The following is a 21,556-nucleotide window of genomic DNA, read 5'->3' as shown; positions in this document are numbered from 1 at the left end:
AGTGCATAAGACCGCGCTCAGGAGGATGATGTGTGATACGCGCTTTGAGCGCAGCACATGCAGACCGAGGGGGCCGTTATGTCACCCAATTCGCAAGCGGCGCGCTGTTGCCTCGCTACAGCTGTCGTACTGTTCGCCAGCTCATGCACACCGCCGGATAATGAACCGGATGAAGGCCCGGGCAGCAGCGTTGCCGGTACGGCAACAGTCGGTCCGGCAGCGTCGAACGAGGCAGAACCAGACCCAGCTGACAACGCTCCGGCTACGGGGGATCTACTGCCGGATCTGGCCATGTTGCCGCTCGATTCGTTCCATGTGGCCTACGAAGGCGATCGCAAGGTCCTCCGCTTCGACGCGTCTGTAGTGAACAAAGGAGACGGCCCCTTGGACGTCACGGGCGTGAGGCCGAGCGTGCTGGCGCGCGAGCTGCAGGTCACCCAGAACATCCTCCAGGCCGACGGCAGCGTACGGGAAGTCGAAACGGAAGCCATCATGCGGTACGAAGTCGAAGACGGGCATGACCACTTTCACATACAGGAGTTCCAGCGCTATCAACTCCGCCCGGCGAAGAGCACCGAGTGGCGCGGGTCGCGCAAGGAAGGGTGGTGTCTGCGCGACGACGGCAACCTCGGCGGCGAGCAGCGAAGGTACGACGACGAAGATTTCGACTGCGGAACGGAAGAGGAAGCTGAAGCCTTGGAGGTACGCCAAGGGCTCTCCGAGGGGTGGGTCGACGTCTACGACTGGTATTTGGAGGGCCAGTATGTCGAGTTGGACGGGTTCACCCTGCCTGGTGATTTCTGCGTCGCTGCAGATGCGGACCCTGAACAGTTGCTGACTGAAGCATCAAGGGAAAACAACGGTACGTCCACTCTCGTCCACATCACCGAGACCGACGTATCGGTCATCCGGCAAGGCTGCTAACCGGCAGCTGCGCCGATGGTGCCGCCGAGGACGGACCCTGCCTTGGGTGTCACGCCTGCCCGGTAAGCTCGGCACGTGCGAACCACTACCGATCACGCCCAGCTCAGAGCCCACATGGCCTGTCCGCAAGGACCCGAGCCGGCTTTTTGGCGAAGACGCGTGGATCACATCGACGAGCCCGCCAGACTACCTCGACCGCCACATCGTGTTCGGTATCCGGAAGGGACTCATCAAAGCGGGGGACAAAGTGCTGGCGGTCGACGACATCGTGGACACAGGGGGTCAGTTGTTCGCCCTCCAGTCACTGGTACACAAGCTGGGAGCGACATGGCTAGGAGCTTCCGTCCTGGTCGACGGGCTGCACGAACACCAGACGCGCCGCTAGCCCAACTTGCGGGCGGTTTTCGATGAACGCGAGCTTTGAGCGCGCCGCAATGAAGGCCAGGTGAGCATCTGGCCGTGTCAAGAGAGCTTAGAGTCCAAGGAAACAGCAAGTACGGTCATGCATCCTTGACTCGGGAGCAGCCGCCTGGAGCTCGGCGAGTCCCACGGGCGGGGCCGCTTCGCCCTCAAGACCGGCCCCGTCCGCTTACTCGTGCGCAACTCGGCCAAGATGCGGTCGTGCCGCTCAGTATCCTGCGCCGAGTCCTTCAGTACGGTCGTAACGCCGGCCGGCCGGGTTGGGCGGCAAGATCATGAATACGAGCAACGCCAGGGCACCCACGACCGGCACCAGCATGATCAGGATCAGCCAGCCCCTCATGTTCACGTCATGGAGCCGCCGGATGATCAGAGCGATCGACGGAACTATTGTGGCCGCCAGCCACAGGGTGGCCAAGACCATGCCGAAAGGTGATCCTCCCGCAGGCATCCCCGTGGTCGGGTCGATCGTGCCCCCGCCACCTAGGATGTTGATGATGAAGGTGACGCCGACTGAAACGAGCGTCCACCACCATTATTCGCTCCGGCTGGCCCGACCCGAGAAGGTGGCGTAATTCTTTCAGAAGCGTTGGACGGCAACCTTGAACGGCGCACCGTAGTACGGCGCCCAGAGCGGCGGCTCGGCGGTGTAGGCAGGCGTACCCGGCGCCGGATTCTGAGGATGAGTCATGGTTTCCACAAGGTTAGTACTGATGTCGCGTTGACGGGCTCATCATAAGGTCCGCAGGGGCCGTTCGGTGTTCGTGTCCGAACGCGTCGACGTCCCGCATCGTTCCGAACGCCCCTCTGGTGAGTGGTTACCGCAAGGTAACTTCAAGAGCCGCTCAATTAAGTCTCACGAATGGACAAAAATTCTTGACGCCTAAACCATTCGAAAGGATCCTGAAAGTGTTGCAGCGGAGCGGGACTAATCCGGGGGGGCGTAAGTGGGAACAATCAAGTGCAAGAGCTGTCTTGGCACATGGACAGTATCGACGACTAGGACTGAGAAGGTCATCGCGGACAACCACACCTACCTGAACCCTGGGCACCGGGTTGTCACCGAGTGGGAGAAGTCTGAGCAAGACACCAGAGCGTCCTGACGCGCAGACAGGGATAGCATAGCCCGAGTGCCAGACAGCCCGGAGATTATGCGCCGTTTATGGCGTCAACGGGCGTTCAGTTTGGCTTGATGTTTGGTTGAGGTTGAACAAGTTGGTGGGGTCGTACTTGCGCTTGAGTGCCTTCAGCCGGTCATACTTGGCCGTTCCGTAAGCAATCCGGCTTTCCGGCCATTGAACGCGGTAACGCTATCGTCGACGCGCCCTACCGCTCCGCCCATTTGCCATAGGCGACGCTTGCGACCGGAGAGGTGATACGGCGACCGTGCTCGACGACGATGTCGATGACATCGTCTGTAAGAGCTGCGACACCGAATCCCCGAAAAGATGTTTGAATTTCAATTTCATCGACAGCACGACCGTCGACTTCCGCGCCCTGTGCCATGGACTCTAGGACCTCTCTTCTCTGAGCAGATTCCCACGTTTACAGAGCCTGCGCTCCAGCCTCCTGCCAGAAGGCGTGCACGCGGGCGTTCCACTGGTCTGGTACCTCTTGGAACGGCTGGTGAGCTTCCTGCGCCATGACTTCGAATAGCGCGCCGGGTATTCGGTCCGCAACGGTGCGGCAAAGTTCCGGGCGGCTAATCGAGTCGCGCCCGCCGGCAAGGACGAGCGTCGGAGCGGTGATCTCTTGGAGGCTGTTGCTCATATCGTGTCTGATGATCGCGTCTATGAAGCGCTGCGTGTCCTCGGTACTTTGCTTGTAGGGGAAGTCGAGCACTCCCTCGATAAACCGGCTCACGGTACCATCGTTGTGCGCCCGCGCCGTGTAGACGTCCAGAAAAAGTCCCTCGAGGAATGCCCGCTCGCTCGGGGCTACTTCGACGAAGGAACGCATGAAAGAAGACCACGACCGAAGGTAGTCGTCGGGTGCCGCCCAGGTGCTTTGCAGCACCAAGCTGCGGACGAGTCCGGGGTGGCGGAGCGCCAGTTCCTGGCCGATGATGCCGCCGCCGGAGAATCCGGCGACATGTGCGGAGGGGATACCCAGGGCACGGAGGACCCCAGCCGCGTCGTCCGCCATCACCTCCACCGAGAGCTGTCCTTCGGGCATGGCGGTCCGTCCGGCCCCGCGATTGTCGAACGCGTTTAGCCTGTAGCGGTCCGCCAGCCCGTCCAATTGAAACTGCCAGGACTCGACTGTGTCCCCTAGGCCTCCGATCAGGAGGACGTCTGGACCATCCCCGGCCTGCTCCGTCCAGATGTCGAGATCATCAACCCGTATGTGCTTCCCCATTTCTCGGCCCTTCTTCCTGCCGACCAGGCGATACCAGAGGGGCGGCCCGCGCGGCTGCGCGCCTCGAATTGAGCCCGATGATACTCCGCCGGACTAAAGAGCGGGAGGTGTGATCTTCTTCCCAAATACGCCGGGCGTAGTGATTCCGTTTCACCGAACGTACCGCCCGGTAGAGCCTTGCATCAGCCCGCCGCCGCCACGTCCACGGTGATGACGCTGCCCTTCATCATCCGAAGGAACCTCACGGCCCGTTTTCCTGAGACGACCAGTCATGGGGTGGTGTCTTACTCTCCTAATGGACCGGGCCGTTCCGATCAGACCTTGGTGATTGTCAGCTGCATGGCGGCGCACTGGTCCGCCCACTTGATGAGCGCGGCCTTCTCCGCCTTGTCGACGGTCATGCCCCAGCGTGCCTTTACGACGGTCCACTGGGCGATGTACGCGCACTGGTTCGCCGGTGGCATCCACTGCTCGGGCCCGGAGGCCTGCTTGGAGGAGTTGAGACTGCTGGTCTGTGCGTTCAGCGAACCGGCGTAGCCGAGGTCGTTGTAGAAGGCGACCCGACGGGCTTGGGTCCAGTTCCTGGCACCGGAGCCCCAGGCTTCGTGGACAGGAACCATGTGGTCGATCTGTACGGAGCTGGCTGAGGTATGCGTCTTGTTGTCGAAGGTGGTTACCCACTTGCCGCTTGCCACAGTGCAGGGCTTGGTGCTCGTGTACTTCGGGGTGACCCTGCTCTCTGTGATGAGAACCTCGGCGCGGGTGTTCTGGCAGTCCTTGTTCTGGTCGATCCACTGACCGAAATAACGGTTCCGGTCATATCCGACGTTATTCTCCACCGCTACGGGCAGTGCGCGAACCGCGGCCCGGAGATTAGTGGTGTAGGTGGTGGCGGCGTCGACTGGTGCGGCGAGCCCGGTGACGAGAAGGCCTGTCGTGAGCGCGGCGACGAGCGCGGATCTGAATCTCATGGTGTTCCCTGCAGTACGGCGCGCCCCTAGTGGGCGCTGAAATGAGTGTGACATCCGGCGCCTAGGTTTCGGGCGTAACTGCGGGGAAGCTTGGGAAGAATTTCGCCGGGGCAGTGATTAGGTCAACGGTCTGATTCAGACCTCACCTTCTTGTCGTTGAGGAGCCGGAGTTGCTCTTTCACCTCGGCCAGCTCCTGCTGTATTGCGTTGTCGCCCGACTCCTCTTCAGCGGCCATCTCAGCGGAGACGCTTTATGAGGCAGGAAGCCAACGACGCCGTCACCACGCCTACGACCGCGATGCCACCGAGCATAAGCGCTGCAGCGATGAACCTGCCTGCGGCGGTGACCGGGTACTGGTCTCCATAGCCCACGGTGGTGATCGTCGTCATCGCCCACCAAAGGGCGTTACCGATCGTAGTGATGTTCGCGTCGGGTGCGCCGCGTTCGACATCCAGGACAGCCAGCGCCGCAGCATAGGAGAGGATTGCGGCCGATGCGCCTACGTAGGTCAGCCCATGACTTCGGCATCAACACGACCTCGGTTCCTATCGCTGCACGCGAAGACGCAGGGCACGTGCCATCCGTGTCGCCGCGGTGATCGCGAGAGGGCCTGCGCGCGATCGTATCCTCGCCGACCAGACAGCCGAATCCATGTACGTCAGCGGCGTTATGCAGTCGGCAGCGCTCGACGTCGTCACTCAACCAGTTTGGCAAACACACCTGCGCGGGTTACGGCATCAGCTCCAGTCACGCCGCGATCTGCTCGCAACCAGCCTTAGACAACACGCTCCGCGACTTCACGTCGCGCACCTGCCCAAAGGGGGGCTCAACCTCTGGGCACAACTACCCGACGGAACGGACCTTGAGCGGTTCACCCGCGCATGCGAATCTGCTGGTGTGCTCATCTCACCGGGTACTGAATGGTTCCCAGCGGAACCGACAGGACCGTACATTCGCCTCAACTATTCCGGACCGAATCCCGCTTCCTTCGCGGACGGCGCACGCATCCTCAACCGGACACTCGAAAGCTCCACCAACTAACACTCCCGTAGCGGTGGCTCTCTCTTTGAATCGGGCCCCTTCGTCAGCTCGACACTGGCTGTAGTGCTCAGAGCCCGATACTTTGGAAGGAAATCCCCTGAGTTTGAGGAGCGCACGATGAGCCGAGCAGATCAGCAGTCGTCCACCATCGCGACATCGCCGCTTTTCGGCGTCCTGTCCACCGCTGTGATGGGGGCACTTCCCCTCATAGATCCGTTAAAACTCAACCCCACGCAGCGCCGCGATGCCCACGTCGCAACAGCGGTCCTGACTGGGGCCTACGTGGCAATCACGGTCGGCGGTGCACGTAGGAAGAAGGTCCTTTTCAGAACCGTAGCCGGGCTTGCAGCGGCCGGCATCACTATGCGCTTCGCAGACGCTGGTGACGCGATTGACGCGCGTCTGGAGCAGAAGCTGCGCCTGGCCGGTGTGAAGCACCCGCGCGGTTGGATGGCAGCGGGCGCGGCCGCGCTTACTTTTGCGGGGTTCCTGGGTGACCGCATCGCAGCCAGGCAGGAACTGTTCGAAGCCGTCCCGCTCGATGAGCTGGAGCGGGTGCGTCCTGTGGATCCTGCCGTTCGCCGGCTGGTCGAAGGCATCCTGGGAGCAGCGGAAATAGCAGGAGCATCTGAACTGCTCGCACAACTGCAGACCGCTCAGGAGGTTTACTGGCACGATGGGTTCGCCCCGACGGTGCAGTTCCAGGTTCCGGACGAACTGCCACGCGCAGTCCCGCACGATCACGTGTTCCCGATCCGTGCCCACTTCACGGGTGCAAAGGGGGTTCCGCTCGAGATCCGGTTGCAGGTATTTGACGGCAAGATCGACCACCTCGCCATAGACGCCGCGGACCCGGAAAGCTTTGAAGACATCGAAAGTCTCCTCGAAAGGTGGCCTGATCCATCGGCGGTCACCTATCTCCTCGAGGGTCCAGACGGAAAGGCAGCGACCATCGGCCGCGAGGGCTGAACTCCTATGAAACGGGTGGCCGATGCCTTTGCTGGAGCTACCCCGGGAACGGCATGAACGGAACGTCGGGCTTCCCGTCGCCGTCGCTGTCGCCGTATGCCCTCATCGCCAGCTCATCGGCTTTTTTCTCGCTCCCATGGACAAGGACGTACCCCTCACGGAAGTCCTTGTGACGGGCAGGCTCAGCGTCGGTTTGCTTGTTCTCTGTATCCTTGCCTTTTCGTCGGAAGATGGACATCTCCGGCTCCTTTCCGGTCCCGTATCCCAACGGCTCCGGGCGGACGGCCCATCGCCGACATAATTCCAAAATACGCCGGGCGGATGAGGAAAGCGATAACGAAAAGGCACAGTCTGCACGGGCACCCGGCGAGCGCTCGCCGGGAACAACCAGGCAGCCGGTCCTGTTGTCGATAGGGTGACTGTTTCAACGGCGCCAGCCATCACCCTTGATAATCATTTCGCCCGCCACCTGCCCGAGATGGGGATGTCCTGGCAGGCTGCAGATGTGGCCAAACCGGAGTTGCTTGTGCTCAATGAGCAGCTCGCAACCGAACTTGGTCTGGACGCTGATTTCCTTCGCGGTCCGGATGGTGTTCGCCTGTTGACCGGCAATCTCGTGCCTTCGGGAGCAACCCCGGTCGCACAGGCTTACGCGGGTCACCAGTTCGGCGGGTACAGTCCACGCCTCGGCGACGGCCGCGCATTGCTGCTCGGTGAGGTGACCCACCCCAAGGGCGGCCTCCGCGACATGCACCTAAAAGGCTCCGGCCGCACTCCTTTCGCACGTGGCGGTGACGGCTTGGCTGCTCTTGGCCCCATGCTGCGCGAGTACATCGTCAGCGAAGCGATGCACGCGCTCCACATCCCGACCACCCGCTCGCTTGCCGTCATCGCGACAGGCCGTCCCGTGCAGCGCGAAGAACTGCTGCCGGGAGCCCTCCTGACCCGTGTGGCAGCCAGCCACCTTCGCGTCGGCACTTTCCAGTACGCGCGGGCAACCGACGATATGGCACTGCTGGAACGCCTCGCGGACTACGCCATCACCCGCCACTACCCGCAGGCTACCGAGTCGCCGAATCGCTATCTTGCCCTGCTCGAGGCGGTCATCTCTGCCCAGGCGTCACTCGTTGCCCAGTGGATGCTGGTGGGCTTCGTCCATGGGGTCATGAACACCGACAACATGACCATCTCCGGTGAGACCATCGACTACGGCCCGTGTGCCTTTACGGACGCCTTCGACTCTGCCGCCGTCTACAGCTCCATCGACATGATGGGCCGTTACGCCTATGCCAACCAGCCCGCCGCGGCCCACTGGAACCTGACCCGCTTCGCCGAAACGCTCCTTCCGCTGCTTCACGAGAACCAGGACGACGCCGTGAAACTCGCCGAAGAGGCGCTGAGCCGGTTTCCGTCCCAATACAGCGGCGCCTGGTCCGACGGCATGCGCGTGAAGCTCGGTCTCAGCGACGACGTCGATGCCTCCGACGTGGCCGGCAAGCTCCTGACCCTGCTGGGAGAGGGGCAGGTTGACTACACGTCCTTCCTGCGCAGTCTCAGCGCTGCCGCCCGCGGCGACGCTGAGCCCGCCCGCGCGTTCTTCACCGATACCGCCCGCATCGATGCCTGGCTGGGGCAGTGGCGTGCCCTGAACCCCTCAGCCGACATGATGGATCGGGTCAACCCGGTCTACATCCCGCGGAACCACCTCGTGGAGGAAGCACTTGCAGCCGCGGCCGACGGCGATCTGGAACCCTTTGGGCGACTCCTAGCCGCTGTGACGGCGCCGTTTGAGGAGCGCGAAGGGCTGGATCGCTACGCCTCCGGGGCACCCGATGACTTTGGCTCCTACCGGACGTTCTGCGGCACCTGAGAATTCGTCATTGTGTCGCCGGCCTGTCAGCGGGACAATGTGCCTACCAGCTCGGAGCACATGTTCCGACCGGCCAAGCAGCGGAGACCTAGCAGCGGAGACGCCTACCCAGCCTCCGCACTACCCGATGAGACCCATCGAGTCCGGGGTTCCCGTCGGCGCATGCGCGGACTGACGCCCGCGCCACCGAGATCACGCACCGGGACGCTTCCAGGTCCCGTTATTCGAAGGATTACGGTCATGGCCGAATTCATGGACGTTCATCACAATATGAAAGGCGTCACCGCAGAACAGCTCAAGGCTGCACACGAGGCAGACCTTGCCATTCAGTCCGAAGAGGATGTCGTCTTCAAGCAGGCTTGGGCCGACCCGGAAAGCGGAGTGGTGTACTGCCTGTCCGAGGCACCCTCAGCAGACGCCGTGCGCCGCATCCACGAGCGTGCAGGTCACGCGCCGGATGAAGTGCATCCAGTGCCGGTTGTCGTCTGACTCTTCGACTTTGTCGACACAGCGGCTAGGGGTTATCCAGATCTTCAGTCGCAAACGTGTCGCACGCTTTGATATCTCCCATTTCGAGGCCCTGCAGGAACCATGCCTGACGCTGCTCGCTGGAGCCGTGCGTCCAGGCCTCTGGGTTGACCTGCCCGCTGGTCGACTCCTGTATCCGGTCGTCGCCAACGGCGGACGCCGCTGACAACGCGTCCTGCAGGTCGGTCCGCGTGAACTCCCGCAGGAACGGAACGCCCGATTCAGGGTCGGGGACTGTTGTGGCGTGCGCGGCCCACATGCCCGCGTAGCAATCAGCCTGCAGCTCCACCCGGACGGCACCCGATTCGGGACCTCGCGGATCCTGCTGGGAGGCGCCGAGAGCCCCCGTCAGGTTCTGGATGTGGTGCCCGAACTCGTGGGCAATGACGTACTCCTGCGCGAGCGGTCCGGCCGAGGCACCGAAGCGTGTCACGAGGTCATCGAAGAACGCCGTGTCATAGTACGTCTGCTCGTCAGCTGGGCAGTAGAACGGCCCGACGGCGCTGCTCGCCGCCCCGCACCCGGTGTTGGTCTGACCGGAGAAGAGGACCACTCCCGGCGGAGTGTACTGAATGCCGTACGGCTCCAGGTAGGGCTCCCAGAAGCTGTCGAGGCTTTCCGCGGTTCCCAGGATGCGGCAGTCCAATCGCCTGTTGGCGTCCTCACCGGTCTGGCAGGCGTTGATGGCCGGATCTGAGTCCGCACCGATGCCCGAATCGATTCCGGGGCCACCCTCGAGCCCCAGCTGGTCCACCACGCCTGGGCCAAAGAAGAGCGACAACAGCAGGATGAGGCCCCCGCCCAATCCGCCGCCCACAGCGACGCCGCGGCCGCCGCGACCACCACGGCCTCGTCGGTCACTTACCCGGGATGGATCGAACTGCGCATTGTCATTGAAGCTCATGCGAGAAACTCTAAACTAGGAAGCCTGCTTTGTATTTAACGAAAGCTCCCGGCGAAGCGCAGTGCTCAGTCGTGCACCGGCTCACCCGTGATGCGGTGATCGGCGTGGTTGATGCCTTCCCGTACCAGCCGCGCAAGATGGCCGTCTGCGATGCTGTAGATGACATTGCGTCCGCTTTTACGTGTGGTAACCAGGCCTGAGAAGCGAAGCTTGGCCAGATGCTGGCTCACGGAGGTGCGGGTCGCTCCGGTGCGTTCAACCAGTGAGCTGACGTCGCCGGGATCCTCGGAAAGCAGCCACAGGATGTGAAGCCGGGTGGGGTCGGCGAGCATCCGAAAAAGGGCGGCACCGACGTCGAGCCGTGCTTCATCCGGATTATCCGGGTGATTCAGGCTTGGGTGCGAGTCGATCGGATCCTCGCTCAACGATGTACTCCCAGTCGACGATCGACGTCCACGCCGGATGTCGACGGCGGCTCGGCACGCCAGAGACGCAATGCTACAACTGCGCCAAGTGTAGCCAGCGCCGCGAGGATGAAACCCGCGGCAGGCTGGCCGGCGGCGGCTCCAACCCATCCCGCCACCGGGTAGGTGGCAATGAAGCAGGCGTGGGACAGGGAGAACTGGGCGGTGAACAGGTAGGACCGGGTCGAGTCGGTTGCTGCGCGGCGCAGCAGCCGCGCAGAGGGGGTATTGATCATGGAAGTGCCGGCCCCGAGGAACGCCCACAGCAGGAGCATCACCAACCACGGAGGCTGCATGACGGCGACAACGGCGGCTGAACAAACCCCTGCCGAGACCAGAATGCTGCCGGCCATCATGAAGGTGCGGTCCCCGAAGCGCTCCAGTAGTGCCGGCGTCGTCAGCGCCACGACCATCGATCCGGCGCCGTAGCAGGCGAGTGCGACTGCCACTCCGGCGCTTGTTCCGCCGTACATGTCTTTGACGTAGACAACGGTATTCACCAGGACGAGCGCGGTACCGCACGCCACAACCAGATTCAGTGCCAGGAGTCCGCGAAGCATAGGTATCTGCTGGAAAATCCGAGCACCCAGTGTTGTCCGGTGGAGTAGGGAGCCAGTTCCACCGACCCGTGGGGGAGTGGGCAGATGAGTCGTCAGAACCAGGAGGGCAGAGACCAGAAACCCAACCACCGTGCCGACGAACAGATTGTGGTAACTCATGACCACCAGCAGCGCAGCTGCAAGGACGGGGCTCACCAGCGACTCAAGGTCGTAGGCAAGCCGGGAGAGTGACAGCGCCTTAGTATAGGCGCGCTCCTGCGGCAGAACCACCGGAATGACGGATTGGAACGCGGGGGTAAAGGTGGCCGAGGCGGACTGCAGTACGAAGACCAGAATGTAGATCTGCCACACCTGGTCAACGAACGGCAGCATCAGGGCAACCGCTGCACGAATGACATCAGCCGTTACCAGGACGGTCTTCCTGGGTAGCCGCTCCACGAGCGCGGCCATGAGGGGCGCAACGAACACGTACGCCAGCATCTTGATCGTGAGTGCAGTACCCAGCACCGCGCCGGCCCGTCCGGCGGCAAGATCGAACGCGAGGAGCCCCAGCGCTACTGTGAGCAGACCTGTTCCCAGAAGCGCAATGACCTGTGCGGAGAAGAGTTTGCGATAGGCAGGAACCCGAAGAACGGTCAGCACAGGGTCAATATAGACCTTAGGTGCGCACTTGCGCACCTATTCAGGGGTAGCGATACATTGACAATCATCAATCTAGAATCGGATACTTATATCGATAAAGATCAATATACCCCCCTCGCGGAATCCGCTGAACGGAAGGACATCGATGTCGGATCGGCAAAACCTGCCCGTAGCCATTATCGGCGCCGGCCCCATTGGCCTGGCAGCCGCTGCACACGTGCTCGAACGCGGACTTACGCCGCTGATCCTGGAGAAGGGCGACGGCGTGGGCGCCGCCGTCCGACAGTGGGGCCACATTCGATTGTTCTCACCCTGGCAGTACAACGTCGACGACGCCGCCCGTCGCCTGCTGGAACCTACCGGCTGGCAGGCTCCACGCAGCACTGCGCTTCCCTTCGGTGCTGAGCTGGTGGAGTCCTACCTTGAGCCGCTCGCGGCAGTCCCCGCCATAACTGCAGCGCTCCGCCTCAACACCGAAGTCCTCGCAGTCGCGCGGCACGGCATGGACAAGACGAGGAGCAGCGCGCGCGAGAATCAGCCTTTCCTGGTCCGGGTCTCGGGCCCGGACGGACTCGAGGATCATCTGGTTAGTGCCGTCATCGATGCTTCCGGCACCTGGAGCCAACCGAACCCGCTCGGCCAGGCGGGCCTGGCCGCACACGGCGAGCAGGCTGCGCGGCCCTTCATCACCGGACCCCTTCCGGACGTCACGGGAACCGACCGCACCAAATTCGCCGGCAAACGGGTGATGGTTGTCGGAGCAGGGCACTCGGCCGCGAACACGCTGCTGAGCCTTGGCCAGGTTGCCAAAGCCGAACCAGGAACCCGTCTCACCTGGGCCGTTCGCGGCGCCGGATCAGTGCAGCGGCTCTATGGCGGCGGTGACCTCGACGGGCTCCCCGCCCGGGGTGCCCTGGGCAGCCGTCTGTGCTCGCTGGTCGAGGACGGCATCGTGGAGCTGCTCACCTCCTTCACCATCACCTCCCTGACAGCCGAGGACGGCGCCCTCACCGTCCACGCCTCAACCCCCGATGGTGCACCTGCCGTTGAGGTGGACGTACTCGTCCCGGCAACCGGATTCCGTCCTGATCTGAATATGCTGCGCGAACTCCGGCTGGAACTTGACCCTGCCGTGGAAGCCCCTCGGGCGCTTGGACCCCTGATCGACCCCGAATTCCATTCCTGCGGCACCGTACCGGCGCACGGGGCCGATGTCCTTGCACACCCGGACAAGGACTTTTACCTCGTCGGCATGAAGAGCTACGGCCGCGCCCCCACCTTTCTGCTGGCCACCGGATATGAACAGGTCCGGTCGGTGGTTGCCGCTATCGCGGGCGATCATTCCGACGCCTCCACCGTTCGCCTCGAACTACCCGACACAGGAGTGTGCAGCACCGACCTCGGCGGAGGTTGTGACGCATCGGCCGGTGAACCTGCCGGATCGTCATGCTCAAGTGAGGAGGCGGTGGCAGAGGCCGGCTGCTGCTCCGAACCGGAGCTGGTCAGTCTCGGCATCCCCACAGGGCTGGCCCACGGACGGTCCGGTGACGCGGATTACTGATCCTCTGGGCGGTGCTCACGTCGCAGCGGTGATTCGGTATTCTCGCACCAGGGCCGCCTTGTGCGCGCCCTTCCGGATCATTCCCTGAGGAGCGTGTTCATCAGCACCATGGCAGATTCCTACTATCGTCCGCTGGGCGACGGGCAGTTCGAGGCAACAATCCATGCACAGGGCGCCTGGAACGAGCACGAGCAGCACATGGCCCCGGCCTCCGGGCTTCTTGCCCACTGCCTTGAGCAGTTCCAACCGCGGGCAGAGCTGCAGATGGCGCGTATCTCGTACGAGATACTCGGGCTCATCCCGCTGGAAACAGTCGAGGTGGTGACCCGCATGGTGAGGCCGGGGCGAACCATCGAATTGCTTGAGGCTGAGATGAACCACGGCGGCCGGACGGCGATCCGCGCCCGGGCCTGGCGGTTGGCCACAAGCGATACGTCGTCGGTCGCTGCGCTCGAAGACGCACCTATGCCGGGGCCCGACGAGGGCACGGAACATGACGCCGTAGCTGAATGGCCCGGCGGCTATATCCAATCCATCGACGTGCGGAAGCTTGAGGGTCACCGACCCGGCCGGGGCAGGGTGTGGCTCCGGACACCGCATCCACTGGTGGAGGGCGAACCGTCGTCGGACTCCGCGCGGCTCCTTGGACTCATTGACACCGCCAACGGCATCGCTACCCGGGTTCCTCCCGGACCGGGCAGCTGGGCGTTCCCGAACGTGGATTTGCAGGTGCACCTGCACCGTCAGCCTGAAGGCCAGTGGCTGGGCCTGGACACCAGCGTGAGCTTCGGCCGGGATGGAGTCGGCCTGACCTCGTCCGTCCTCCACGACCTCGACGGACCGTTCGGGCGAAGCGAACAGATTCTGACCCTGAGGAAGCTGTCCTGAAGCTTCGCGGGGAATGCGGTGGGCGCCGTCGTCGTTGGCCAACTGTGTAACCGGGCTCACAGCGCAGTCCGCGCTGAGCCGTCGGAGAGGAAATGAGGACATCATGGCCAAGGCAGTTTGGAACAATCAGGTGATCGCGGAGTCCAGCTCCACTGAGATGGTCGAGGGCAACCACTACTTCCCCAGGGAAAGCGTGAAGCAGGAGTTCCTCAAGCCGAGCGACAAGCACACCACCTGCCCTTGGAAAGGGGAGGCGAGCTACTTCAGCCTCGAGGTTGACGGCCAGAACAACCCCGACGCGGCCTGGACCTACCCCCAGCCCAAGGAAGCCGCAGCGAACATCAAGGACCATGTCGCGTTCTGGCGCGGAGTCTCGGTCACCGACTGACCAACCCGACACGGCACACGATCAAAACCCAAGGAGTGTTGATGGAGTACAGGAACCTCGGCAGCAGCGGTACATCAGTCTCGGCGTATGCGCTCGGCACCATGACGTTCGGCGCCGAAGCCGATGAAACAACGTCGCACGCGATTCTCGATGATTACGCAGACGCCGGCGGCAACCTTATTGACACCGCCGACGTCTACAGCGCAGGAGCGTCCGAGGAGATCATCGGGCGGTGGCTGGCGAAAAGTTCCTCCGCGTCTGAGATGATTCTGGCGACCAAGGGCCGGTTCCCGATGGGGAAGGGTCCCAACGACGTCGGACTCTCCCGCAGGCACCTGCGGCTGGCGCTCGATGCCTCGCTCAAGCGGCTCAACGTAGACCACATCGACCTGTACCAGATGCATGCCTGGGATCCCCTCACTCCACTTGAGGAGACGCTGGGATTCCTGCACGACGCCGTCAGCGCCGGCAAGATCAGCTACTACGGCTTTTCCAACTACACGGGATGGCAGCTCACCAAGGCGGTCGGAATCGCCAGAGCGCGCGGCTGGGACCTCCCGGTCACCCTGCAGCCTCAGTACAGCCTGCTGGTGCGAGGGATTGAGTCTGAGATTGTTCCGGCCGCGCTCGACGCCGGTATGGGGCTGCTGCCCTGGTCGCCGCTGGGCGGTGGCTGGCTTACGGGCAAGTACAAGAGGGACACCGCACCGGAGGGTGCTACGCGGCTTGGTGAAAATCCAGAGCGCGGCATGGAGGCGTGGCAGAAGCGGAACGCGCAGGAGCGCACGTGGGCGGTCATCGACGTCGTACTGGAAATTGCAGAGGCGCGTGGGGTCAGCGCATCTCAGGTGGCGCTGGCATGGGTCGCGCAACAGCCCGCGGTAACCTCGGTCATCCTCGGGGCTCGCACCACAGAACAACTGGCGGACAACCTCGGTGCCGCGAGGCTCACCCTGAGCAGCGAGGAAATCGCCCGCCTCTCCGAGGTCAGCGCTCCGGAGCTTGCCGATTATCCGTACGGGACCCCCGGGGTGGAGCAAAGAAGCCGGAACATCGACGGCGGACGCTAGCCCTTGGAGCTCCATGCGGTCCACCTGGATGGCCGCAGCGTGGGATATGTGGATGCCGGTGAACACGCGCGCGGCACGATGATCTCGGATCCGATGGCACGTCACCGCTTCCTCGCCGGCCGCTCCTGGCTACGCGAACTGCTGAGCAAGGCGTCGGGTATCGACAGTCAGCACCTGGGTGCCCGGTTCACGTGCCCGGCATGCGACGCGGTCGATCATGGGCAACCGGGCTGGACGATTGACGGGGAACCGCTGCCGATAGCTGCCAGTCTCAGCCGCAGCGGCGGGTGGGCAGCGGCGGTCGTCGACCCGTCACGCCCGCTGCGGACCGTCGGCATCGACCTCGAACAGATCGGCCGGTTCGGCGGTTCGGAACTTGATGAAAGCGTCTTCACGCCCGCCGAACAATCGAAGATTCGGGGCGTGCGGGAGCCTGACAAGGCTCACCTGCGCGCCGCCCTGTGGTCGCGTAAGGAAGCAGTGCTCAAAGCCGCCGGGACCGGACTGATGGTGGACCCGGCCGACGTCGATGTCCTCGAGCCCGTCGCCCGGGTGGACACGCACGATTATTCGGTGAGGGACGTGCCGCCCGCCGAACTGAAGCTGCCTGAGGGCTTCACTGTTGCGCTCGCGTTCAGCCGGTGACCGACTGATTGCATGCACCGTCGAATTCGAAGAATGCAACGGCAGCGATATAAATGGGATGGAAGCCGCAGGAAATCATGGACAGGAGCTGGGCCGGATGAGTATTCAGTCCTGGTCGTACGCTCCGCTTGCTTTGATCCGCGATCCGTCCGTGGGCGCTGCCGCGGATCTTGAACGAGGTCTCACACTGTTGCGTTCAGCAGCGTCCGGACAGCTGCCACCGACGCTTCGCATGTACCAGCCGTTCCCGACGCTCGCCTTCGGCCAGCGGGATGCCCGGCTTCCCGGTTTCAGTGCGGCCGCCGACGCCGCGCGGTCGGAGGGCTTCGAACCCCTGATCCGCAAGGCCGGCGGACGGGCGGCGGCCTACCACCAGGGCTGCCTGATCGTGGATCACATCGAGCCGCACGACGACGCGATCGCCGGATCACGTGCCCGCTTCGGCCTGCTTGGCGAGATTCTCGCCGACGCTCTACGGCGGGTCGGCGTTGATGCCTCCATGGGCGAAATCCCGGGCGAATACTGTCCCGGAGAATTCAGCGTCCACGGGAATGGGCAGGTGCAGGTGAAGCTGGTCGGTACGGCCCAGCGCGTAATTTCGGGAGCGTGGCTGTTTTCATCGGTCGTCGTGGTCGAGAATTCACCGCCCATCCGTGCCGTACTCGAGAAGACCTACGCTGCACTGGATCTTGAATGGAACCCGGCAACGGCAGGAGCGGCGGACGACCTCGTACCCGGAGTTACGGTGGACGAGGTGGCGGACGCCGTCATAGCCGTCTACGACGATGCGGTGCAATGAGCTGACTCTGCTTCCGGTCAGCGCTCCGGTCAGCGCCCGGGTGGCGCCGTCGAGCGAGAACGTGCCGCATCGAAAAGGCAGGACACGTCCCCACCGGAATGGGGCCGGTCCTGCCTAATCGAGGGGATCAGACGCCTACGCGCGCCTTCACTTCAGACGCCGACGGGTTGGTCGCCGTGCTCCCGTCCGGGAAGATCACGGTAGGTACGGTCTGGTTTCCGCCGTTCAGTGACGCCACCAGTTCCGCGGTCCCGTCCACTTCTTCGATGTTGATCTCCTGGTAGCCGATGCCCTGCGCGTCGAGCTGGGACTTCAGCCTGCGGCAGTAGCCACACCAGGTCGTGCTGAACATGGTGATGCTGCCGGCAGGGGGTGTGTAATCCACGGTGCTCCTTCGGTGAACAGCGGACTCGTCGAGTTCGCTGGATATTCGGGGTTTCTGTCCGGAAGTGTAACGCCCGGGGACCCGCCTCCATTCCCAGCGCGCACCGTAATCAACGGTAAGGGCGGGCATACCCTCGCGTAGTCTCACCGTATGCCAAGCCCACAGACGCCCGACCCTGCAAAGCCCGGATCGGCCCACGCCGAACAGCTGAAGGCTGTCCGTATAGCCATCAATGAGGTCGATGAGCAGATGGTCGGCCTGATCTCGCGACGTGAGCGGTTGGTGCGCCGGGCTGGTTCCCTGAAGGACGACGATGAGTCTGTACGCGCGCCCGCCCGGGTGGAACAGGTCATCGCGAACGTGCGTGTATTCGCCGAGAAGCAGGACGTGGATCCCACCGTGGTTGAGCGGACCTACCGCGCGATGATCGATGCGTTCATCGAATATGAACTGAAGGTTCGCCGAACCCACTAGCCCCCTTCGGCGCGCGCCGCGGCGCGTCGGCTGGTTGGTTGGCCGCTCACGCAACGGATACCATCGAGAAGACCGCGGCGGGAGTGTTGGGCGCTCATCCGTCCTTGCCCGCCGGTACGGTTGATCGATCAGCTATCCAACCAGTTCACCCTTATCAAGAGGAGACCTCAGTGTCAGCGCCCCCATCAATCACCCTCATCGTCGACGGCGAAGAGCAGCGGGCGACCACAGGGACTACTGGAGCCGACCTCTTCAAGGAGCAGCGCGACGTCGTCGTAGTCCGTGTGAATGACGAGCTGTGGGACCTGAGCCGCGAGCTGGAAGACGGCGCACGGGTGGAGCCGGTCACCATCGATTCGGCAGACGGTCTGAACGTTCTTCGCCACTCCGCCGCGCACGTGATGGCGCAGGCCGTCCAGCAGCTGCGACCGGACGCGAAGCTTGGCATCGGCCCCTACATCACCGACGGCTTCTACTTCGACTTCGACGTCAACGAGCCCTTCACTCCCGACGACCTGAAGCAGCTCGAAAAGATGATGTTGAAGATCGTCAACACGAACCAGTTCTTCCAGCGCCGCGTCGCGAGTGAGGACGAAGCCCGCGCAGCCATGAAGGACGAGCCCTACAAGCTCGAACTGATCGGCCTGAAGGGCAGCAACGGAGACATCACCGACGACGACGGTGCTTCCGTTGAGGTCGGTGCCGGTGAGCTGACCATCTACGACAACGTGGACCGCAAGTCCGGTGAGGTCGTGTGGCAGGATCTCTGCCGCGGCCCGCACCTGCCCAACACCAAGCTGATCTCCAATGCGTATGCGCTGACGCGTTCAGCCGCCGCGTACTGGCGCGGCAGCGAGAAGAACAAGCAGCTTCAGCGGATCTACGGCACTGCCTGGCCTACCAAGGATGATCTCAAGGCGTACCAGGAGCGCCTGGCCGAGGCTGAACGCCGCGACCACCGGAAGCTCGGCAGCGAACTGGACCTGTTCTCCTTCCCGGACGAGCTGGGATCAGGCCTGCCCGTCTTCCACCCCCGCGGCGGCATCATCCGCAAGGCGATGGAGGACTACTCGCGCCAGCGGCACGTTGAGGCGGGTTACGAGTTTGTGTACACCCCGCACATCACCAAGGGCCACCTCTACGAGGTCTCCGGCCACCTGGACTGGTACCGCGACGGCATGTTCCCGCCCATGCACGTGGACGCCGAGCTCGACGCTGACGGCAAGGTCCGCAAGCCCGGCCAGGACTACTACCTGAAGCCGATGAACTGCCCGATGCACAACCTGATCTTCCGCTCGCGCGGGCGGTCCTACCGCGAACTTCCCCTGCGGCTCTTCGAGTTCGGCTCCGTGTACCGGTATGAGAAGTCCGGCGTAATCCACGGACTGACCCGTGTACGCGGCATGACACAGGACGACGCCCACATCTACTGCACCCGCGACCAGATGAAGGATGAGCTGACCACCACGCTCAACTTCGTCCTGGGGTTGCTGAAGGACTACGGTCTGGACGACTTCTACCTGGAACTCTCTACCAAGGACCCGGAGAAGTATGTCGGCGACGACGAAGCCTGGGAGGAAGCAACGCGGACACTGGCCGAAGTTGCCGAGGAATCCGGCCTGGAACTGGTTCCCGATCCGGGCGGCGCGGCGTTCTATGGACCGAAGATCTCGGTCCAGGCGCGCGACGCGATCGGCCGCACCTGGCAGATGTCCACCATCCAGCTGGACTTCAACCTGCCTGAGCGCTTCGAGCTTGAGTACCAGGCGGCAGACGGAACCCGTCAGCGCCCGGTGATGATTCACCGCGCACTCTTCGGTTCCATCGAGCGGTTCCTCGGCGTTCTGACCGAACATTACGCCGGTGCGTTCCCGGCCTGGCTGGCACCGGTCCAGGTGCGCGCCATCCCCGTGGCTGACGCTTTCAACGACTACCTGTTCGACGTCGTTGACAGGCTCAAGGCCGAAGGCGTCCGCGCGGAGGTCGACATCAGTTCCGACCGGTTCCCCAAGAAGATTCGCACGGCGAGCAAGGAGAAGGTTCCCTTTGTCCTCATTGCCGGTGGAGACGATGCCGACGCCGGTGCGGTTTCCTTCCGCTTCCGGGACGGAAGCCAGGAGAACCAGGTGCCCGTCGACGAAGCCGTGAAGCGGATTGTGGAAGCCGTCCGCAACAGGGAACAGTAGCCGCACATGCAGGACCACACAGAGGCTGTTGGGCAGGAACACGACGACGGGGAAGTGACGGACAGCTTTGAGCTGGCCGGAGTCCCCGATGCCTTTCAGCGCCTGTGGACCCCTCATCGGCTCGCTTACATCAAGGGCGGCCAGAGCCAGTTCAGCAAGCAGGAGGACTGCCCTTTCTGCGCCGCACCTTCCCGGACCGACGAGGAATCCCTCATCGTTCACCGCGGCCGGAACGCTTACGTGGTCCTGAACCTGTTCCCGTACAACCCGGGCCACCTGTTGGTGTGCCCGTACCGCCACGTGCCCGACTACACCGACATCACCTCTGAGGAGACGGTCGAAATCGCACAGCTGACGCAGTCCGCCATGCATGCGCTGCGCAGCGTCGCACGGCCAACGGGATTCAATCTCGGGATGAATCAGGGTGTTACCGGGGGAGCGGGAATCGCAGCACACCTACACCAGCACGTTGTCCCTCGGTGGAGCGGGGACGGCAACTTCTTTCCGATCATCGCCCAGACCAAGGCGATCACGCAGACGCTCGACGAGGTACGGGCTCAACTAGCAGCTGCGTGGGATGAAGCTGCCGCCTCGACAGACGCCGGGGCAAGCCATGCTGAATAAGTACGCACGTTCATTCTTCACCTCGCTCTTCACACCGCTGGCCACGCTGCTCCTGAAGTGGAGGGTGTCACCGGATACCGTGACCATCATCGGGACGCTCGGTGTGGCCGGAGGGGCACTCATCTTCTATCCCCAGGGACAGCTGTTCTGGGGCACTGTCTTCATCACTCTTTTCGTGTTCTCGGACGTCATCGACGGGATCATGGCGCGGATCCAGGGCCGCAGCGGCTCCTGGGGGAGCTTTCTCGACTCGACACTCGACCGCATCGCGGACGGTGCCCTCTTTGCCGGCGTCGCTATCTGGTTCTTCATGGGCGGGGGCAACAACGCGATCGCCGTTGCAGCCCTGGCATGCCTTGTGCTCGGCATGATCGTTTCCTATGTGCGGGCCAAGGCGGAATCGCTTGGATTCACCGCGAACGTGGGAATTGCGGAGCGCGCTGAGCGCCTGGTCTCCGTTCTGGTGGTGACCGGGCTGACCGGACTCGGCCTGCCGGAAGTGGTTCTCCTGGTTGTCCTGATCCTGCTGGCTCTGGCGAGCATCATCACCATCGTTCAGCGCTTCATGACCGTGCGGCTGCAGGCCACAGCTTCCTGAACGAGGACTCCTATCCGGGTGCACAATCACGCTGCGGCTACTTATAGTTGCTGACCGGCGATTCCGGGCTCCCGGCGGGCGTATCATGGATTGTCATCTTTTCTCTACCCGAGGGGCCAAACTGTGTCCACTGTTGAAGAAGCTTCCACCACCGCGCCAGTGACCGGCAGCAGCCGTGTCAAGCGCGGAATGGCGGAAATGCTCAAGGGCGGCGTCATCATGGATGTTGTCACCGCGGAGCAGGCCCGCATCGCCGAGGATGCAGGCGCCGTTGCCGTCATGGCGC

At 63.2% G+C, this 21,556-nt stretch carries 25 protein-coding genes and 3 pseudogenes; 17 read left to right on the top strand and 11 right to left on the bottom strand.

What is annotated here, in order from left to right:
• The first annotated feature begins 78 nt into the window (after positions 1-78).
• Both AC5RTB_RS16485 and AC5RTB_RS16480 read left to right on the top strand, forming a co-directional pair.
• Positions 79-924 (top strand): lysyl oxidase family protein, encoded by an 846-nt coding sequence (locus AC5RTB_RS16485; protein WP_494062128.1) that lies wholly within the window; start codon positions 79-81, stop codon positions 922-924.
• Between the two features lie 46 nt (positions 925-970).
• The gene (locus tag AC5RTB_RS16480) at positions 971-1,309 is read left to right on the top strand and encodes a phosphoribosyltransferase family protein (RefSeq protein WP_494062127.1); all 339 of its coding nucleotides are present in this window, start codon (positions 971-973) and stop codon (positions 1,307-1,309) included.
• Between the two features lie 243 nt (positions 1,310-1,552).
• Here AC5RTB_RS16480 and AC5RTB_RS16475 read toward each other — a convergent pair.
• From AC5RTB_RS16475 to AC5RTB_RS16450, 6 genes and pseudogenes are all read right to left on the bottom strand, one after another.
• Positions 1,553-1,867 (bottom strand): annotated as a pseudogene (locus AC5RTB_RS16475) (DUF805 domain-containing protein); the annotation flags it as partial.
• Positions 1,868-2,504: 637 nt separating this feature from the next.
• Positions 2,505-2,624 carry a BBE domain-containing protein gene (locus AC5RTB_RS16470; RefSeq protein ID WP_494062138.1) on the bottom strand — a complete coding sequence of 40 codons (120 nt, stop codon included), beginning with the start codon at positions 2,622-2,624 and terminating at the stop codon, positions 2,505-2,507.
• Positions 2,625-2,670: 46 nt separating this feature from the next.
• Entirely contained in the window at positions 2,671-2,850 is a 180-nt protein-coding gene (locus tag AC5RTB_RS16465) for a hypothetical protein (RefSeq protein ID WP_494062126.1), read from the bottom strand.
• Positions 2,851-2,889: 39 nt separating this feature from the next.
• Positions 2,890-3,702 carry an alpha/beta fold hydrolase gene (locus AC5RTB_RS16460; RefSeq protein WP_494062125.1) on the bottom strand — a complete coding sequence of 271 codons (813 nt, stop codon included), beginning with the start codon at positions 3,700-3,702 and terminating at the stop codon, positions 2,890-2,892.
• 314 nt (positions 3,703-4,016) lie between these two features.
• Entirely contained in the window at positions 4,017-4,673 is a 657-nt protein-coding gene (locus tag AC5RTB_RS16455) for an HNH endonuclease family protein (RefSeq protein ID WP_494062124.1), read from the bottom strand.
• Positions 4,674-4,910: 237 nt separating this feature from the next.
• Positions 4,911-5,129: a potassium channel family protein gene (locus AC5RTB_RS16450; RefSeq protein WP_494062137.1), complete on the bottom strand. Its 219-nt coding sequence runs from the start codon at positions 5,127-5,129 to the stop codon at positions 4,911-4,913.
• A 56-nt stretch (positions 5,130-5,185) separates the two neighbouring features.
• On the opposite strand from AC5RTB_RS16450, the pseudogene AC5RTB_RS16445 reads away from it, so the two are divergent.
• Positions 5,186-5,715, top strand: a pseudogene (locus AC5RTB_RS16445) (PLP-dependent aminotransferase family protein); the annotation flags it as partial.
• Between the two features lie 117 nt (positions 5,716-5,832).
• The gene (locus tag AC5RTB_RS16440; RefSeq protein ID WP_494062123.1) at positions 5,833-6,684 is read left to right on the top strand and encodes a hypothetical protein; all 852 of its coding nucleotides are present in this window, start codon (positions 5,833-5,835) and stop codon (positions 6,682-6,684) included.
• A 37-nt stretch (positions 6,685-6,721) separates the two neighbouring features.
• Here AC5RTB_RS16440 and AC5RTB_RS16435 read toward each other — a convergent pair whose 3' ends face one another.
• Entirely contained in the window at positions 6,722-6,922 is a 201-nt protein-coding gene (locus AC5RTB_RS16435) for a hypothetical protein (protein ID WP_494062122.1), read from the bottom strand.
• A gap of 177 nt (positions 6,923-7,099) precedes the next feature.
• Here AC5RTB_RS16435 and AC5RTB_RS16430 point away from each other — a divergent pair, with 177 nt between their 5' ends.
• Together AC5RTB_RS16430 and AC5RTB_RS16425 are read left to right on the top strand one after the other, a co-directional pair.
• Positions 7,100-8,554, top strand: a complete 1,455-nt coding sequence (locus tag AC5RTB_RS16430; protein ID WP_494062121.1) for a protein adenylyltransferase SelO — start codon at positions 7,100-7,102, stop codon at positions 8,552-8,554.
• Positions 8,555-8,794: 240 nt separating this feature from the next.
• Complete coding sequence (locus AC5RTB_RS16425; protein WP_494062120.1) at positions 8,795-9,043, top strand: SCO4226 family nickel-binding protein; 249 nt, start codon at positions 8,795-8,797, stop codon at positions 9,041-9,043.
• Positions 9,044-9,068: 25 nt separating this feature from the next.
• On the opposite strand, the gene ypfJ is transcribed toward AC5RTB_RS16425, so the two are convergent.
• From ypfJ to AC5RTB_RS16410, 3 genes are all read right to left on the bottom strand, one after another.
• The gene (gene ypfJ, locus AC5RTB_RS16420) at positions 9,069-9,986 is read right to left on the bottom strand and encodes a KPN_02809 family neutral zinc metallopeptidase (RefSeq protein ID WP_494062119.1); all 918 of its coding nucleotides are present in this window, start codon (positions 9,984-9,986) and stop codon (positions 9,069-9,071) included.
• Positions 9,987-10,051: 65 nt separating this feature from the next.
• Positions 10,052-10,411, bottom strand: a complete 360-nt coding sequence (locus tag AC5RTB_RS16415; RefSeq protein ID WP_494062118.1) for an ArsR/SmtB family transcription factor — start codon at positions 10,409-10,411, stop codon at positions 10,052-10,054.
• Entirely contained in the window at positions 10,408-11,652 is a 1,245-nt protein-coding gene (locus AC5RTB_RS16410; RefSeq protein WP_494062117.1) for an MFS transporter, read from the bottom strand. Before AC5RTB_RS16410 ends, AC5RTB_RS16415 begins: the two co-directional genes overlap by 4 nt.
• 145 nt (positions 11,653-11,797) lie before the next feature.
• On the opposite strand from AC5RTB_RS16410, the gene AC5RTB_RS16405 reads away from it, so the two are divergent.
• The 6 genes from AC5RTB_RS16405 to AC5RTB_RS16380 all read left to right on the top strand — a co-directional run bounded on the left by AC5RTB_RS16405 (position 11,798) and on the right by AC5RTB_RS16380 (position 17,003).
• Positions 11,798-13,213 carry an NAD(P)-binding protein gene (locus AC5RTB_RS16405; protein ID WP_494062116.1) on the top strand — a complete coding sequence of 472 codons (1,416 nt, stop codon included), beginning with the start codon at positions 11,798-11,800 and terminating at the stop codon, positions 13,211-13,213.
• A gap of 108 nt (positions 13,214-13,321) precedes the next feature.
• Positions 13,322-14,101 (top strand): thioesterase family protein, encoded by a 780-nt coding sequence (locus tag AC5RTB_RS16400; protein ID WP_494062136.1) that lies wholly within the window; start codon positions 13,322-13,324, stop codon positions 14,099-14,101.
• A 103-nt stretch (positions 14,102-14,204) separates the two neighbouring features.
• Complete coding sequence (locus tag AC5RTB_RS16395; protein ID WP_494062115.1) at positions 14,205-14,489, top strand: DUF427 domain-containing protein; 285 nt, start codon at positions 14,205-14,207, stop codon at positions 14,487-14,489.
• A 41-nt stretch (positions 14,490-14,530) separates the two neighbouring features.
• On the top strand, positions 14,531-15,559 hold the full coding sequence (locus tag AC5RTB_RS16390) for an aldo/keto reductase (protein WP_494062114.1): 1,029 nt from the start codon (positions 14,531-14,533) through the stop codon (positions 15,557-15,559).
• Positions 15,560-15,607: 48 nt separating this feature from the next.
• On the top strand, positions 15,608-16,204 hold the full coding sequence (locus AC5RTB_RS16385; RefSeq protein WP_494062113.1) for a 4'-phosphopantetheinyl transferase family protein: 597 nt from the start codon (positions 15,608-15,610) through the stop codon (positions 16,202-16,204).
• Positions 16,205-16,301: 97 nt separating this feature from the next.
• Positions 16,302-17,003, top strand: coding sequence for a lipoate--protein ligase family protein (locus AC5RTB_RS16380; RefSeq protein ID WP_494062112.1), 702 nt, complete (start codon positions 16,302-16,304; stop codon positions 17,001-17,003).
• Between the two features lie 127 nt (positions 17,004-17,130).
• On the opposite strand, the gene AC5RTB_RS16375 is transcribed toward AC5RTB_RS16380, so the two are convergent.
• Positions 17,131-17,388, bottom strand: coding sequence for a mycoredoxin (locus AC5RTB_RS16375; RefSeq protein ID WP_494062111.1), 258 nt, complete (start codon positions 17,386-17,388; stop codon positions 17,131-17,133).
• A gap of 150 nt (positions 17,389-17,538) precedes the next feature.
• Between AC5RTB_RS16375 and AC5RTB_RS16370 the strand changes: the two genes are divergently transcribed.
• The 5 genes and pseudogenes from AC5RTB_RS16370 to AC5RTB_RS16350 form a co-directional block, all read left to right on the top strand.
• Positions 17,539-17,862, top strand: coding sequence for a chorismate mutase (locus tag AC5RTB_RS16370; protein ID WP_494062110.1), 324 nt, complete (start codon positions 17,539-17,541; stop codon positions 17,860-17,862).
• A gap of 170 nt (positions 17,863-18,032) precedes the next feature.
• The gene (gene thrS / locus AC5RTB_RS16365; protein ID WP_494062109.1) at positions 18,033-20,048 is read left to right on the top strand and encodes a threonine--tRNA ligase; all 2,016 of its coding nucleotides are present in this window, start codon (positions 18,033-18,035) and stop codon (positions 20,046-20,048) included.
• Positions 20,049-20,054: 6 nt separating this feature from the next.
• Complete coding sequence (locus tag AC5RTB_RS16360) at positions 20,055-20,672, top strand: HIT family protein (protein ID WP_494062108.1); 618 nt, start codon at positions 20,055-20,057, stop codon at positions 20,670-20,672.
• A complete protein-coding gene (gene pgsA / locus AC5RTB_RS16355; RefSeq protein WP_494062107.1) occupies positions 20,662-21,270 on the top strand; it encodes a phosphatidylinositol phosphate synthase in 609 nt (202 codons plus the stop codon). Before AC5RTB_RS16360 ends, pgsA begins: the two co-directional genes overlap by 11 nt.
• A gap of 123 nt (positions 21,271-21,393) precedes the next feature.
• Positions 21,394-21,556: pseudogene (locus AC5RTB_RS16350) on the top strand (pyridoxal 5'-phosphate synthase lyase subunit PdxS); the annotation flags it as partial.

Source organism: Arthrobacter sp. M71 S08 (genome assembly GCF_059089725.1).
This window is presented reverse-complemented; position numbering and strand designations above follow the sequence as displayed.

What these genes read in the sequence shown, in the direction of transcription:
- AC5RTB_RS16435 (WP_494062122.1), bottom strand. Translation starts at nt 6,922, where the DNA reads ATGTCCATCTTCCGACGAAAAGGCAAGGATACAGAGAACAAGCAAACC.
- AC5RTB_RS16370 (WP_494062110.1), top strand. Translation starts at nt 17,539, where the DNA reads ATGCCAAGCCCACAGACGCCCGACCCTGCAAAGCCCGGATCGGCCCAC.
- AC5RTB_RS16360 (WP_494062108.1), top strand. Translation starts at nt 20,055, where the DNA reads ATGCAGGACCACACAGAGGCTGTTGGGCAGGAACACGACGACGGGGAA.
- AC5RTB_RS16485 (WP_494062128.1), top strand. Translation starts at nt 79, where the DNA reads ATGTCACCCAATTCGCAAGCGGCGCGCTGTTGCCTCGCTACAGCTGTC.
- AC5RTB_RS16395 (WP_494062115.1), top strand. Translation starts at nt 14,205, where the DNA reads ATGGCCAAGGCAGTTTGGAACAATCAGGTGATCGCGGAGTCCAGCTCC.
- ypfJ (WP_494062119.1), bottom strand. Translation starts at nt 9,986, where the DNA reads ATGAGCTTCAATGACAATGCGCAGTTCGATCCATCCCGGGTAAGTGAC.
- AC5RTB_RS16460 (WP_494062125.1), bottom strand. Translation starts at nt 3,702, where the DNA reads ATGGGGAAGCACATACGGGTTGATGATCTCGACATCTGGACGGAGCAG.
- AC5RTB_RS16405 (WP_494062116.1), top strand. Translation starts at nt 11,798, where the DNA reads ATGTCGGATCGGCAAAACCTGCCCGTAGCCATTATCGGCGCCGGCCCC.
- AC5RTB_RS16440 (WP_494062123.1), top strand. Translation starts at nt 5,833, where the DNA reads ATGAGCCGAGCAGATCAGCAGTCGTCCACCATCGCGACATCGCCGCTT.
- AC5RTB_RS16455 (WP_494062124.1), bottom strand. Translation starts at nt 4,673, where the DNA reads ATGAGATTCAGATCCGCGCTCGTCGCCGCGCTCACGACAGGCCTTCTC.
- pgsA (WP_494062107.1), top strand. Translation starts at nt 20,662, where the DNA reads ATGCTGAATAAGTACGCACGTTCATTCTTCACCTCGCTCTTCACACCG.
- AC5RTB_RS16425 (WP_494062120.1), top strand. Translation starts at nt 8,795, where the DNA reads ATGGCCGAATTCATGGACGTTCATCACAATATGAAAGGCGTCACCGCA.
- AC5RTB_RS16380 (WP_494062112.1), top strand. Translation starts at nt 16,302, where the DNA reads ATGAGTATTCAGTCCTGGTCGTACGCTCCGCTTGCTTTGATCCGCGAT.
- AC5RTB_RS16465 (WP_494062126.1), bottom strand. Translation starts at nt 2,850, where the DNA reads ATGGCACAGGGCGCGGAAGTCGACGGTCGTGCTGTCGATGAAATTGAA.
- AC5RTB_RS16400 (WP_494062136.1), top strand. Translation starts at nt 13,322, where the DNA reads ATGGCAGATTCCTACTATCGTCCGCTGGGCGACGGGCAGTTCGAGGCA.
- AC5RTB_RS16390 (WP_494062114.1), top strand. Translation starts at nt 14,531, where the DNA reads ATGGAGTACAGGAACCTCGGCAGCAGCGGTACATCAGTCTCGGCGTAT.